Source organism: Paracholeplasma manati, assembly GCF_025742995.1.
Lineage (GTDB): Bacteria > Bacillota_I > Bacilli_A > Acholeplasmatales > UBA5453 > Paracholeplasma > Paracholeplasma manati.
This window is the reverse complement of the sequence record NZ_JAOVQM010000003.1, coordinates 253,518-267,171: the sequence shown is the minus strand read 5'-3', so window position 1 is coordinate 267,171 and position 13,654 is coordinate 253,518. Positions and strand designations below refer to the sequence as shown.

The 13,654-nt window shown below is 38.1% G+C and carries 13 protein-coding genes; 11 read left to right on the top strand and 2 right to left on the bottom strand.

Translation table 11 applies throughout. The features are described from left to right. Positions 1-28: 28 nt before the first annotated feature. The gene (locus tag N7548_RS05525; RefSeq protein ID WP_263608471.1) at positions 29-3,685 is read right to left on the bottom strand and encodes a coiled-coil domain-containing protein; all 3,657 of its coding nucleotides are present in this window, start codon (positions 3,683-3,685) and stop codon (positions 29-31) included. A 79-nt stretch (positions 3,686-3,764) separates the two neighbouring features. Here N7548_RS05525 and N7548_RS05520 point away from each other — a divergent pair, with 79 nt between their 5' ends. From N7548_RS05520 to queA, 4 genes are read left to right on the top strand one after another with little or no spacing between them, the layout of a single operon-like run. Continuing rightward, the gene (locus tag N7548_RS05520; RefSeq protein ID WP_263608470.1) at positions 3,765-4,358 is read left to right on the top strand and encodes a class I SAM-dependent methyltransferase; all 594 of its coding nucleotides are present in this window, start codon (positions 3,765-3,767) and stop codon (positions 4,356-4,358) included. Between the two features lie 44 nt (positions 4,359-4,402). Beyond that, positions 4,403-4,957, top strand: a complete 555-nt coding sequence (gene ruvA / locus N7548_RS05515) for a Holliday junction branch migration protein RuvA (protein WP_263608469.1) — start codon at positions 4,403-4,405, stop codon at positions 4,955-4,957. Between the two features lie 7 nt (positions 4,958-4,964). Next, positions 4,965-5,978 (top strand): Holliday junction branch migration DNA helicase RuvB, encoded by a 1,014-nt coding sequence (gene ruvB / locus N7548_RS05510; protein WP_263608468.1) that lies wholly within the window; start codon positions 4,965-4,967, stop codon positions 5,976-5,978. Then, on the top strand, positions 5,975-6,991 hold the full coding sequence (queA, locus tag N7548_RS05505; RefSeq protein ID WP_263608467.1) for a tRNA preQ1(34) S-adenosylmethionine ribosyltransferase-isomerase QueA: 1,017 nt from the start codon (positions 5,975-5,977) through the stop codon (positions 6,989-6,991). Before ruvB ends, queA begins: the two co-directional genes overlap by 4 nt. 27 nt (positions 6,992-7,018) lie before the next feature. Here queA and N7548_RS05500 read toward each other — a convergent pair whose 3' ends face one another. Then, a complete protein-coding gene (locus N7548_RS05500; protein ID WP_263608466.1) occupies positions 7,019-7,831 on the bottom strand; it encodes an undecaprenyl-diphosphate phosphatase in 813 nt (270 codons plus the stop codon). Between the two features lie 104 nt (positions 7,832-7,935). Between N7548_RS05500 and N7548_RS05495 the strand changes: the two genes are divergently transcribed. From N7548_RS05495 to N7548_RS05465, 7 genes are all read left to right on the top strand, one after another. After that, positions 7,936-8,298 (top strand): hypothetical protein, encoded by a 363-nt coding sequence (locus tag N7548_RS05495; RefSeq protein ID WP_263608465.1) that lies wholly within the window; start codon positions 7,936-7,938, stop codon positions 8,296-8,298. A 4-nt stretch (positions 8,299-8,302) separates the two neighbouring features. After that, entirely contained in the window at positions 8,303-8,578 is a 276-nt protein-coding gene (locus tag N7548_RS05490; protein WP_263608464.1) for an HPr family phosphocarrier protein, read from the top strand. Next, positions 8,571-9,428, top strand: coding sequence for a DUF368 domain-containing protein (locus tag N7548_RS05485; protein ID WP_263608463.1), 858 nt, complete (start codon positions 8,571-8,573; stop codon positions 9,426-9,428). The genes N7548_RS05490 and N7548_RS05485 overlap by 8 nt, the downstream gene beginning before the upstream one ends. Beyond that, a complete protein-coding gene (gene trmB, locus N7548_RS05480) occupies positions 9,418-10,014 on the top strand; it encodes a tRNA (guanosine(46)-N7)-methyltransferase TrmB (protein ID WP_263608462.1) in 597 nt (198 codons plus the stop codon). The genes N7548_RS05485 and trmB overlap by 11 nt, the downstream gene beginning before the upstream one ends. Continuing rightward, complete coding sequence (locus N7548_RS05475) at positions 10,011-11,075, top strand: M42 family metallopeptidase (protein WP_263608461.1); 1,065 nt, start codon at positions 10,011-10,013, stop codon at positions 11,073-11,075. The genes trmB and N7548_RS05475 overlap by 4 nt, the downstream gene beginning before the upstream one ends. 21 nt (positions 11,076-11,096) lie before the next feature. Then, positions 11,097-11,942 (top strand): aldo/keto reductase, encoded by an 846-nt coding sequence (locus N7548_RS05470; RefSeq protein WP_263608460.1) that lies wholly within the window; start codon positions 11,097-11,099, stop codon positions 11,940-11,942. A gap of 278 nt (positions 11,943-12,220) precedes the next feature. After that, positions 12,221-13,654, top strand: a complete 1,434-nt coding sequence (locus tag N7548_RS05465; protein ID WP_263608459.1) for a tagaturonate reductase — start codon at positions 12,221-12,223, stop codon at positions 13,652-13,654.

Here is a 13,654-nt window from a genome sequence, read left to right as displayed (position 1 = left end):
AAATACCACTTTAAAACGGTGGTATTTTTTATTGGATGAGTTTATTTTGTTTAACTGCCCAAGCCCGTTTAGCGAGGTGTTTACGACGTTTAATCGTTTTGCCTGCTTCACGGTGTAAAGGCATTTTAGCGAGACGTTCACGGAGCATCAAATGCTTGATCTTACGTGAGGCAATTCGATCTGCATGTCGAGCATGTCGTTCCATTTGGAGTTTCATGATTTCAATATCAAACGCAAATTGTGTCATGGCTTTATTGGATTTCAATCGGCTTTGATTTAAGTTTTCATGGATTCTGGTTCTCGCAACCCCATCTTTTTCAGCGTAGAATGCGACCTTTTCATCAAATACGAGGGTAGCTTGTTTGATGTCATTGTCAATGACAAACATCTTTTTCGATATTTCTTTAGAACTCAATGCATTCAGGTTATCGATGTTCAAATTACCCGCTTTAAAGTTATTTTCAAGCTCTGCAATCACACTGTCGGTGTTCAGTTTGGTTGCGAGAAGAAGGTCGTCACGACGGTCAATCACCGCTTGATAGGCTTTAAGCCCAGCCAACGTTTTTTCGTCGTGCTGTTCGTTGAAATGTTTCCATTCGAGATCAATTCCTTTGATTTGAGTTTGGAGTTGACGTTGTTGAACACGGGTAAACGATTCACGATAATTTTCCAGCTCACGCAATTTATCCGTCATCTTTTGAATGCGTTTTTCAAGGGTATCGTCGATGTTGTGTTTTGTGAGGTCAAAAGCGGTTTCGTATTCTTTCATGATTCGATGTTGTTCAAAACGGATTTGCGTGAATTGTTGGTCACACAATTGAATACCTTTTTTATGATAATTCAAGAATTGAGTACGGGTTTTCACCGCTTCTTTCGTCAATTGAATATAGGACTTGGAAAACGATTTTTCCAATATTAAATCAGAATCTAATAGGTTTAAAGCTGCCTTTGTTTCTAAAAAAAGATGATCATTGGTTTTGAAAATTTGGGTAGTTAGGGTGTGAATAGCTTCAATTGAATCATAGTATACACGACCTTCTTCATATTGAGAACGGTCAAGATTCTTTTCACGTAAAGCGCGATTTCGTTCGATTTTCACAAGCATTAATTCTAGAGGCTTGTGGTTCTTGTCGAGGCTTTGCATCTCTTTATTGGTTTTACGGATTTGTTCTTTGATATGGCGGATTAAATCGTTGTTCTTGTGGATTTCTTTATTCAATGTTGCCAATTCATTTTGGAGATTACGTGCGGTTTTTCGCTGTTGTTTGGACAATAATCTCGATGTGATTTTAGAGATTTGGTCATATATCAATGCTTTGGTCGATTCGATGTTGGCATTCTCATTTTCAAGGTGGGCGATTTGCTGGAACAAATCGGCACTTTTGGCTCTCAATGATTTTAATTGTTCATCCAACATCACGATTTGTTCATGGTATAACTTGTGTTCAGATTCGTAGTCACTGATGATGGATTCTTTCAAGTTCATATACTTGAATGCCGTCAGTTCGTTTATTTTTTCTTGGTAGTAAGCGGTGGTTTCTGTTTCTAATTCTTCGATCAATGCGGTTTTTAACGCGGTTTGTGTTTCGAGTACTTCGAGGATGAACTTCAAAGACCCACGCCATTGTTGGATGGAAGACGTTTGATAGATATCTCTTAACAATAACAATACATTTTCAAACTCGTTTTGCATCACGAGTAACATTTGAAAGTAGATATCAAATAAACGTTTTTGGCGTTGGGTTTCATTCATGGATGTATCGAGAATACGTTTGGCTTTTCGAATGCCAATCTCTTTAGTGTGACGGCTCTTCTCAAGTTCAACGGTTGAATCGTATTCAATTAAAGCCTTGGATTCTTGAACCTCAATGATTTGTGACAATAGTTTTTGTTCGAATGAAATCATTTTTTGTTCAAACATGCGGGTTTCTTTGGCTTTATCTTGTTCTATTAAATACGCTTTTTCACGTTTTTGATAATGTAATTCAAACGCCTTTTTTCGTTCATCAAAAATGAGTTTTTGGCCCGATAAGTTGTTTTTTGCATATTCCATATCCAAATAAGCGACCACGTTGGTGCGCTTAATGTCAAATTCATGTTTTAAAATAATCTTGTTTTTTTCGTGTTTCAACGTGTTTTCATCCAACGTTGAAACATAGTTGAGCTTGCGTTCTTCGAGGCTAAACAATTGTTTATAATGGTTGTTTTCAAGCGTACGGTAATTCATTTCTGCGTCATGAATTTCACGGGCCAATAAGACCATGGCTTCATAAGGATAGATGACCAGGCCTTGTTTTTCACGGAGTACTTGATTTTCAATGAACAATCGTTTTTCCAGCATTTTGTTTTGTTCGCTGAGTTTTAACCAGTCTCGATCAAATTCATATTTGTGTTTACGCAGTTCTTGGTCTTTGAAACGCTCAGAGATGCGTCTTTTTAACCGATAGATTTCTTGAGTTTTGATGTATTCAAACTCATGGTTGAGCAGTTCGTTTTGATGACGTTTCGCACGCAAACGATTTAAAGCAGAAGTATCCTTCATCGCCTGCTTGGCTTGTAATTCCAAAGCGTTTTTTTCTCTGATGTAGTTTTTATTGATGGCATTTAACTGTTCAAGATAATCGGTACTTTCTTTGGATAATTCTAAACGGTGTTGTTGAGTCATTCGCTCTAAGGATGTGATCTGTTGATTGATGTGTTCTTTGGTATTGGCAAGTTTTGAATTATTAACGGTAATATCTCGTGAATAGTTACGAATGATTTGTTCTTTATTGGATTCATAGTTTACTTTCAATTGATCTAAACGGGCATCGTATTTGATGAGTTCATTTTCAAAATCATTCCTAGTTAAGCGATCCTTTTCTTGATAATCCACTTTTAATGCATCCATTTTTTGTTGGACTTGCTCAATCTCTAATTGAATATCGGCCTCTTGTTGACCCATGATTTTTTGATATTTCTTTTGAATATCGCGAATTTTTTGGTTAAATTTGATGGTTACACGGTTAAATACCGTTTTGACTTTCAGGATGGATTCGTCAAAATCGGTTTGTTCGGATTGTTTTTTGGTTTGAATGGTTTGAATTTCAGTACTCAAACGTGCTTGTCTCGCTTGATCAGCTGCTTTGTTGTCCTTAAGTTCGTTTTCGTATTGTTTATCGATGTCTTTTAAGTTTTGTTCCTTAATTTTTTCTATTTCATCGATGGCTTTTTGATAGGAAACGCGTGCTTGTTCGTATTCAAAATCCAATTCTTGATGACGTTGCTTCATCTCGAGCAAAGCACGATACACATGGATGTTGGTCTGCTGTGTTTGACGTTGGAAATTGAGGTGTATATCAGTTAATTTCTTATTGGCTGCGATGTTTTCATCGACGATTTGTTGTTTGAATTGTTTTAAAGATTCGGCGTATTGTGCGTCGAGTAGGTGTAAGGCATCTTGATGGGTTTTATTGATTTCAGAGAGCTGAATGGAATAATCTTTGGTATATCGAATGAGTGAATTTTCATATTGTCGATTCATCTCATGGATTTGATCATATAAATTTTCCAAAGATACACGGGTCGCCTTGAGTTGATGTCCGGTTTCATTGGTGATGGCGTAAGCGGTTAGAACATCACGAAAAAGCGTATCAAAACGCTCTTTTTGTTTAGATTCATAATTTTTAGCGTTTATTTTACTCAAATAAACCACCTCTAATTCTTGTTTATTATACCATAATAAAGCCATCTTTTGGTATAATCAATCTATAAAGGAATGAATCATGACTAAAAAAAACCGTAAAATACAATTTCATAAGGATGAAACCTCTTATTTAGTAATGAAAGACCCACAACATTTTCCTTCAAATGAGGCTGCGAAAGCGCGTTACGATACACACCATAATGGTGAAGATAACGATGAATATATTGCATATCAAAAACGTATTTTCGATACATTTGTCGGTATATATCTAAAGCCAGGCAAAAGTTTGGATTATGGTTGTGGTGAAGGTGGGGTCATGTCGAATTTCATTGAAGGCTTAGCTTTATATGATTTATATTATCATCCAGATCATAAGGTTTTACAAACGACTTATGACAACATCATTTTGATTGAAATCGTGGAACATTTCGAATCACCAATGACTGAATTCAAACGATTGATTGATTTGCTTAATCATGGTGGTAGGCTCATCATTCAAACCCAGTTTTATACCGATTTTGAGGGCATTGATCAGTGGTGGTATGTGCGAGACACCACACATGTTGCATTCTACCATTTGAACACATTTAAGTATTTGTGTAAACAATTCGGATTACGTCTGATTTATACCGATATGAAATCACGGGTTGTGCTGGAAAAAACCGTTTTATAAGATAAAACATGTTATAATGATTTTGTTATTGAGGTGATTTTTTTATGTATGCATATATCGTAGGTACCATCGCAGAAATTGAACCAACCAATGTGGTTTTAGATAACCAAGGGGTTGGGTATTTGGTGGTTGCACCCAACCCATATATTTATAAATTAGGTGAAACGGTGAAAATTTATATCCATCACCACGTTAGAGAAGACCAAGATACCTTGTATGGTTTTGACACCAAAGAAGCACGTAATTTGTTTGAAGATTTGATCAGCGTGTCTGGCATTGGTCCTAAAAGTGCATTATCGATTTTAGCGTCTGGTAAACCAGATCAAATTGAATACGCCATTGAAAATCAAGACGTCAAATTTTTAACCAAATTTCCTGGCATTGGACCGAAGAGTGCCCAACAAATCATCCTAGATTTAAAAGGCAAATTAGATAAGAAAGCCTTAGAAATCAACACCAATCAAAAAGATGAGGTCCAAGAAGCATTGATGGCATTGGGTTATTCGGCTTCCGAATTGCGAAAAGTCGTATCGAAGTTAGACCCAGCCTTATCCACCGAAAAACGCATTAAACAAGCACTACAACTATTGATTAAGTAGGTAATTTATGACAACTGATGATAGACTCATCTCATCGCTCGCGATGAAAGAGGATGAAGACCAAACGTTAAGACCCCAAAAATTAAATGAATATATTGGCCAAAAAGACATCAAAGAAATGCTCGATGTTTACATTAAAGCTGCTTTAAAGCGTGAAGAAACACTCGACCATATTTTATTTTATGGGCCACCAGGACTAGGTAAAACCACCTTGGCACAAATCGTTTCCAATGAAATGGGTGTCAATATGAAAGTGACCTCCGGCCCAGCCATTGAACGTAGTGGTGATTTGGCTGCTATTTTAACCTCCCTTGAACCAGGGGATGTTTTATTCATCGATGAAATTCATCGTTTACCACGCGTGGTTGAAGAAGTATTATACGCTGCCATGGAGGATTATGTCATCGATATCGTCATCGGTAAAGACCAACAATCCCGTTCAATCCGTATCGATTTACCCCCATTTACCCTTATCGGTGCAACCACCCGTTTTGGGGATTTGTCCGCGCCACTAAGAGATCGCTTTGGTGTGGTTATGCGTCTGTCTTTCTATAATCAAGATGAACTGGGTTTGATTGTCAAACGCACCTCTTCCGTATATAAAACAGAGATCAAAGAGAACGCTGTCATGGAACTGGCGAAACGTTCTCGCGGCACACCCCGCATCGCCAACCGTTTATTTAGACGCGTTCGTGATTTCGCTGAAATCATTGGGGATGGCACCATCACGTTAGATATTACCAACCATGCATTAGAGAAACTAGGCATTTCATCGAATGGGTTAGACCATACCGATAAACGCTATTTATCCGCCATCATTGATAAATTCGCAGGTGGACCCGTTGGGCTCGAATCGATCGCTGCGACCATTGGTGAGGAAATCACCACGGTTGAGGATGTCTATGAACCCTATTTGTTACAAGAAGGGTTCATCAAACGCACCGCTAGAGGTCGTATCGCTATGCAAAAGAGCTATGACGCTTTAGGCAAGAAATATTTAAAAGGACTATTTGAAGAATGAAAACTGCAGATTTCGATTTTGAATTACCAGAACGTTTAATCGCCCAACACCCATTGAAAAACCGTGATGAGTCACGGCTTTTTATGATTAATCGTGCGAATGATCAGTTTACACATACCCAGTTTAGCCAGATCATCGATGAACTTACGACCAATGACGTGTTGGTTGTAAACAACACGAAAGTGATGCCAGCCCGCTTGATTGGTACTAAAGTAGATACCAACGCTGTGATTGAACTATTATTATTGGAACAAAACGACCAGCTATGGGACGCTTTGGTGAAACCAGGCAGACGTGTGAAAGTCGGCACCAAAATCAGTTTTGGTAACGGCAAGTTAATCGCGACGTGTGTGAAGGAAAAAGAAGAAGGCATCAAAACTTTCATGTTCGCCTTTGAAGGGATTTTCTATGAAGTATTGGATGAGCTTGGAGAAATGCCACTACCACCCTATATTCATGAAAAGTTAGATGAAAAAGACCGCTATCAAACGGTTTATGCAAAAGAGATTGGCAGTGCAGCAGCACCCACAGCAGGACTGCATTTTACTGCGCCATTAATGGATAAAATTCGCGAAAAAGGCATTGAAATCATTGAAATTACTTTACATGTCGGTTTAGGGACCTTCAGACCAACCAGTACTGACACCATTGAAGACCACCATATGCATGAAGAAGTATACCAAATCACTGAAACGGCTGCCAATCGTCTAAACACAGCGATGACTCAAAAGAAGCGCATCGTTGCTGTAGGAACGACGACCGTTAGAACCCTTGAAAGCAATTATCAAGATGGTTTTCATCCAGGTATTTATCGAACCAGCATTTTTATTTATCCAGGGTATCAGTTTAAAACCATTGGGGCATTGATTACCAATTTCCATTTACCAAAATCAACCTTAATCATGTTGGTTTCTGCGTTCGCGAATCGAACATTGATTTTAAAAGCTTACAATGAAGCCGTCAAACAACAATACCGTTTCTTTTCGTTTGGAGACGCGATGTTCATCCAATAAAAAACATGCGAAAATGCGCATGTTTTTTTATAAGATGAAATGGGTGATGACAGCGATTAATCCAACCGATAAACAGTAGATGCCAAAATACAGTAAATGTTTGACTTGAAGGCGTTTCATGACCAAATAAGCAGCAATGTAAGTGGTGATTAAAGTCGCTATGAACGCTAAACTATAGCCTATCCAATCAATGGTTTCAGCCTGACTACTTAAATCGATGATCGATAATAAAGATGCGGGCACAGATACGATGATATAACATAAGAAAGAGAATTTTAATAAGGATTTTAAAGACAGTTTTTGTGAAAGACCACCAATGATGGTTGACCCACTACGAGATACACCAGGGAGAATCGCAATCGATTGGGTGAATCCGATGAATAAAGCGTCTCTAAAGGTGACATCATCATGGGTTTCAGATTGATTTCTAAAACGATAAATGATGAGTAACAATAAACCTGTAAACATCAGTGCGAAGCCAACGAATAGAATATTCTTGATGTCTTCGACCTCATCCTTAAACAGTAGACCGAAGATACCAATTGGTATGACAGCAATCATCAATTTAACAACATATAGAAAATCATTTTTCGCTGATAAATCTCGTTTGAATAAAAATTTAAAGCTTTGAACAATCAGTCGCCAGATGTCTTTATAAAATAAAATAACCATCGCAATTAATGAGGCCATATTGGTAAACATTTCGAAAGCCAAACCGGGTTGTTGTAAATCAAAGATGTATTGAAACAGCACCAAGTGCCCTGAAGAAGAGATGGGTAAAATCTCGGTGATGCCTTGGATGATACCAAGTAATATAAATTTAATCCAATCTATGATCATGATGAACTCCTTAAAAATATCTATATTAAATATACCATACCTGTGGCATAATTGCTTGTAAAAAAAAGGCTGACCACGTATAATCAATATGAAGGGGTGTTCGCATGTTATCCAACTTTCAATTTGATACTATGACCATCATCGGGGTGGTCACGATAGCAACACTGGTGGTACTCATCAGTTTGAATGGTCATTTAAGGGGACGAAAACCCAAAGAAAAGGACCGCCGTGCGATTGAACCAGAGTTTATCCTTTCGCTTAAAAACGCATTTGGCTTAAACAATATCAAGCAAATCTCATTAGAACATGAACGCGTCAAATTCACTGTTGAACAAGTTAAATTGGTGGATTTTGAATCACTGAAAGCACTATCGAGCAAAGGGGTTTTTGTCAAAGGAAAAGACATTACAATGACCTTTGTTTATGACCCAAAAAGCATCCAAAAAGCATTAGAAAAAGGAGTGTAAAACGATGGAAAGATCATTCAAAGTTATCGCCGAAAATGGCATTCACGCTAGACCAGCAACCAATTTGGTTACTGTAGCAAACCGTTTTAAATCCGAGGTATGGTTAATCGCTAATCAAAAAGCTGTTGACATGAAGTCCATCATGGGGGTCATGTCTTTAGGGATTTACCGTCACGCTGAATTCACCATTCGTGTTCAAGGTGAAGACGAAGCGGTTGCGATGGAAGCACTCACTGAATTACTCATAAAGGACAATTTAGGGTTACCTCTCAATGTCTAAGTTTAAAACGATCATTGGCGGCTTCTTTGTGGGGTTAGCCAATATTATCCCTGGGGTGAGCGGTGGGACCATGGCCGTTATTTTTGGCATCTATGACCAACTCATTCAAGGGATTTTATCTTTATTAAAAACACCGATACAAACCATCAAAGCACTTTTACCCATTCTAATTGGATTGGCTATAGGGATTGTCTTTGGGGTTTTTGTGATTGATTTAGGGTATCAAAAAGTACCATTATTAACCACTTTAATCTTTATTGGTCTAATCTTAGGTGGGGTTAAATCCATTTATAAAAAAGTACAATCCAAAGATTATAAACACTGGATTGCGTTTGGTTTGGCATTTTTGTTGATGGTATTATTACCGATTCTAAATTCAAACCTCTCGGTACATACCGGTTGGGTATACTATGTGATGTTGATTTTGGTGGGGTTTATCGCCACTGGAACGATGATTGCACCAGGCATTAGTGGCTCACTCGTTTTATTATTGTTGGGTTATTATGCCCATGTACTTTCTTTAGCAAAAGATGCGATTGAAGCTGTGTTAACAGTCAATTTAGATTTACTGTGGTCTGTACTCCCGGCAGTCATCACTTTTGTGGTTGGTGCTTTGATTGGTTTAATTGTATTTTCAAAAGTCATTTCAATCATCATGCACCGCTTTGAATCGCTATTTTATGCCGCCGTTTTGGGGTTATTGGTATCCAGTCCCATTTCCATTTTAACGATATTAAATCAAGACCAACCGTTGATTCATTTTGGTTGGGTAGAAGCCGTTTTAGGTATTATATTATGTATAGGAGCCGCATACGGATCGTATGTGTTGATTAAAAACAGTGAGAACTAAAAAAGTTAAACAGGCATTTGAAGCCATCCATCAATCCAATTTAATCATGACGACCCCACAAATCATTCGTTCTGAACAGCCAATGGTACTTGAAGTGGGCAGTGGTAAAGGTAAATTCATTACAGAATTGGCTAAATTACATCCAGACTTACACTATATTGCTTTTGAAAAAGACATCAATGTATGTTATCGCATCTTGGAAAAACAAGAAGCATTACTATTGCCTAATTTGACGATTGTTCAAGACGATGCCAATGCATTATTGAGCTATTTTGAACCAAAGTCTGTTAGTAAAATATACTTAAATTTTAGTGATCCATGGCCTAAAAAACGACACCATAAGCGTCGTTTGACTGCAGAAACGTATTTAAAAATGTATGAAACCATACTGGTAGATGAAGGTGAACTCGAATTCCGTTCGGATTTTGAACCCTTGTATACCGACTCCTTAGAATACTTGATGACTTCGCGTTTTGAAGTTTATTGGGCAAATACCCAATGCGAAGCACGTGAAGCCGTTTCAGAATACGAAGAAAAAAAGCGAAAGGAAAGCCCAATTTATGGGTTTAAGGCAAAACTCAAATGATTAAATTAGATCCGATTTACGAAAAACTCATGAATGCATTTGGTATTTCAGCGTATGAACACAATGTATTTCAAATCATTTTAGCCGAAATGCGCAAATACAATCAATTTAAAATCGAAGTAGACAATATTGGTTCAATTTTCGCGGTTAAACCATCGAAACAAAAAGATGCGAAAACGGTGATGATTGCAGGCCATATGGATGAAGTTGGTTTGATGATTTCAGACATCTTACCGAATGGGGCGATAAAAGTTATCCCAATCGGTGGATTGGTTGCTGAAGTATTCATTTCCCAAAAACTTTATGCAGAAACCAAGAAAGGTTTGGTTCCAGGCATCATTGGTTCCGTACCGCCACATTTATCCAAAAACCAAGCTGCTGATTTTCCAGATTTAATCTTTGATATAGGTGCAAAATCCAAAGAAGATGTCCTCAGTGCAGGGGTCGCTGTAGGTGATATGGTTTTACCAAAGAATGATTTTGAACTCAATTTTAATGGCACTAAAGCGATGTCAAAAGCAGTTGACAACCGTTGGGGTTGCGGCATGGCACTCGAGATCATCCGTGATTTTAACGATGTTGACCTACCATTCAATCTTGTGGTTGGTGCGACTGTACAAGAAGAAGTCGGTCTAAGAGGTGCTGGGACATCTGTGTTCAAATTTAAACCAGATTTCTTTTTAGCACTCGATGCATCCCCACTCAATGATTTGGCAGACCCTAAAGCCTCTGGTAAAATGGGTGATGGATTCTTAATCCGTTTATTTGATCCGAGAAACATTATGGCACCACGTCTGTTCAATTATTTCAAAGACTTGGCTGCACAAAATCAAATCAATTATCAAGTTTATATCGCAAAAGGGGGTACGGATGCAGCTAGAGCGCTCGATTCTAATGACGGCATCATCGCAACCACCATTGGCTTACCAGCAAGATATATTCACTCTACAGTAGCGATGTTTGATCTATCGGATCACCACGCTGCATGGCTCATGGTCCGTGCTTTACTCAAAGACTTAACCAACGAGAAAATTGCGAAACTTCAAAATCCACTGTTATAATAAAAGAAAAAGGAGGGTTTTATGCAATACAAAACACTTTCCAACGGCGTCAAGATGCCGATGTTGGGATTAGGTACCTTCAAAGTTTCTGAAGGGGAAGCCTATGATACTGTTTTAGAAGCTTTAAAATTAGGGTATCGACACATCGATACGGCTCAAATCTATGGCAATGAAGCGTCTGTGGGTAGAGCTATTAAAGATTCAGGTATTCCAAGGGATGAACTGTTTGTTACAACAAAATTATCTCCGATCAATTTGGGCTATGAACAAGCCAAAAGTGAACTTAAAATTTCCCTAGATAAGTTGGGATTAGACTATGTCGATTTATATTTAATTCACTGGCCAAGCCCATCGAACGCACTCAATCAACTAACCTGGCGTGGGATGGAAGAAGTCTATGAACAAAAGTTAGCCAGAGCGATTGGTGTATCCAACTTTAAAATCCACCACATGGATGCGTTACTACAAACCGCTAAAATCGTGCCAATGGCCAACCAAATTGAGATGCACCCTGGGTTATATCAATTGCCGACACAGGTCTACCTCAATGAAAAGAATATTGCTATGATTTCATACGGTCCGTTTATGAAAGGCGAAGTCTTTGTAGAAGATGGTCCATATTATCCAGTATTAAAAGGAATTGCCGATAAACATCAAAGCACGATTGCTCAAGTCATCATTTCATGGGGTATTCAACGCGGCATATTGATGATTCCAAAATCGGTTACACCAAAACGATTGAAAGAAAACCTCGAAGCTCAAGATTTATTCTTGTCTGTTGAAGAAATTGCAGCCATCAATCAACTCAATCGTGGTCGCCGTGTATACACAGACCCAGACAACAACTCTTTCGTTAAACAAAGCTAAATGCACCCAAGCGGTGCATTTTTTTATCGTTTTTTAAAGAAAATTTTAAATGGCGTTTATAAAATGACCCCTTCTTTAGAAGACCATTTCAAATACATCCTTTTTTGAGGGCCATTATAAACGGTTTTTGTTAGATTTTGAAAAACGATTACAAAAAATGCCTTGAAACCGTTGACAGGTTTTATTTTCCATGATAAAATTAGGTGTATTTAAACGGTGTCCGCATATACGGACGATAAAATAGACTGAATACTGATCACCATTTCTGGGAGGATTTTATGGATAGATTATCTAGGGTCATCAAACCTTTTCCAAAGCGACCAATTAAGGTTGTACAATTTGGAGAAGGTAATTTTCTACGTGCATTCGTTGACCCTTTTATTCAAACGTTGAATGAAAAAGGTTTGTTTGATGGCAACGTCGCTGTCATTCAACCGATGCCACAAGGCAGAGTAAGAGATTTAGAGCAACAAGATGGATTATATACCCTCATTTTAGAAGGCATTGACCAAGGTAAGGTCGTGTCTGAAAGAAAGATTGTCGATGTATTATCTGAATTTATTGATCCTTATACACAATACAAAGCATATTTGGATTTAGCAGCATCCCCAATCATCACCACTGTGGTATCCAACACCACAGAAGCAGGCATTGCTTTTATGAACGAGATTGTTCATTTCAATCAATGTCCTACCTCATTCCCTGGCAAACTACTGGCGTTCCTACGCATGCGATTTGAAGTATTCGCAGGTGCAAAGGAAGCAGGATTAGATATCTTAGCTTGTGAACTCATTGACGACAATGGTCAAACATTGAAAAAAGTCTTAATCGACATGGCACGTTATAATAACATGAGTGAAACGTTCATTCATTGGATGACAACAGCCAATCGCTTTTATAACACCTTGGTTGACCGTATTGTTCCAGGCTATCCGAAACAAGATGCAAATCAACTTGAGGCAGAATTTGGATATTTAGACCATTCAATGGTTAAAGGTGAAATATTCCACCTATGGGTTATTGAAGGTGAAAAAGGCCTCAATACGAGATTGCCATTTGATCAAGCGGGTCTCAATGTGTATTTCGTAGATGTTTTAAAACCGTATAAAGAACGCAAGGTTAAAATCTTGAACGGATCACACACTGCATTGGTACCGATTGCTTATCTTTGTGGGATTGATACCGTCAAAGAAGCTGTGACGGACCCTCAAATTGGGCAATTCATCCAAAATCTCATCTGGCAGGAAGTCATCCCAACGATTGACCTCCCACAAGCCGATATGGATAAATTTGCAAAAGCGGTATTGGAGCGTTACTTAAATCCATTCGTGAGACATGAACTCATGAGCATTGCTTTAAACGCGATGAGCAAATATAAATCTCGTATTTTACCAAGTATCTTAAATCAATTAGACCATGGTAAGTTTCCTAAATTACAATTATTCAGCTTAGCAGCGACAATCGTATTCTATCGTGGTAAACGAAACAACGAAACCATCAAACTTCAAGATGACCCACAATTTTTAGAACTATATCAACAATTATGGTCTAAAGGTGATGTCAAAGAAGTCGTGCAAACGATTTTAAGCTTACCTCACTGGGAAACCACCCGTTTGTCTCAACCAGATGTTTTATCTTATGTGTATCAACATGTAGAAGCCATCCTCAATATGGGTATGAGAGACGCATTACAACACGTATTGGAGGCTTAA

What these genes read in the sequence shown, in the direction of transcription:
- N7548_RS05520 (WP_263608470.1), top strand. Translation starts at nt 3,765, where the DNA reads ATGACTAAAAAAAACCGTAAAATACAATTTCATAAGGATGAAACCTCT.
- ruvA (WP_263608469.1), top strand. Translation starts at nt 4,403, where the DNA reads ATGTATGCATATATCGTAGGTACCATCGCAGAAATTGAACCAACCAAT.
- ruvB (WP_263608468.1), top strand. Translation starts at nt 4,965, where the DNA reads ATGACAACTGATGATAGACTCATCTCATCGCTCGCGATGAAAGAGGAT.
- queA (WP_263608467.1), top strand. Translation starts at nt 5,975, where the DNA reads ATGAAAACTGCAGATTTCGATTTTGAATTACCAGAACGTTTAATCGCC.
- N7548_RS05500 (WP_263608466.1), bottom strand. Translation starts at nt 7,831, where the DNA reads ATGATCATAGATTGGATTAAATTTATATTACTTGGTATCATCCAAGGC.
- N7548_RS05495 (WP_263608465.1), top strand. Translation starts at nt 7,936, where the DNA reads ATGTTATCCAACTTTCAATTTGATACTATGACCATCATCGGGGTGGTC.
- N7548_RS05490 (WP_263608464.1), top strand. Translation starts at nt 8,303, where the DNA reads ATGGAAAGATCATTCAAAGTTATCGCCGAAAATGGCATTCACGCTAGA.
- N7548_RS05485 (WP_263608463.1), top strand. Translation starts at nt 8,571, where the DNA reads ATGTCTAAGTTTAAAACGATCATTGGCGGCTTCTTTGTGGGGTTAGCC.
- N7548_RS05475 (WP_263608461.1), top strand. Translation starts at nt 10,011, where the DNA reads ATGATTAAATTAGATCCGATTTACGAAAAACTCATGAATGCATTTGGT.
- N7548_RS05470 (WP_263608460.1), top strand. Translation starts at nt 11,097, where the DNA reads ATGCAATACAAAACACTTTCCAACGGCGTCAAGATGCCGATGTTGGGA.
- N7548_RS05465 (WP_263608459.1), top strand. Translation starts at nt 12,221, where the DNA reads ATGGATAGATTATCTAGGGTCATCAAACCTTTTCCAAAGCGACCAATT.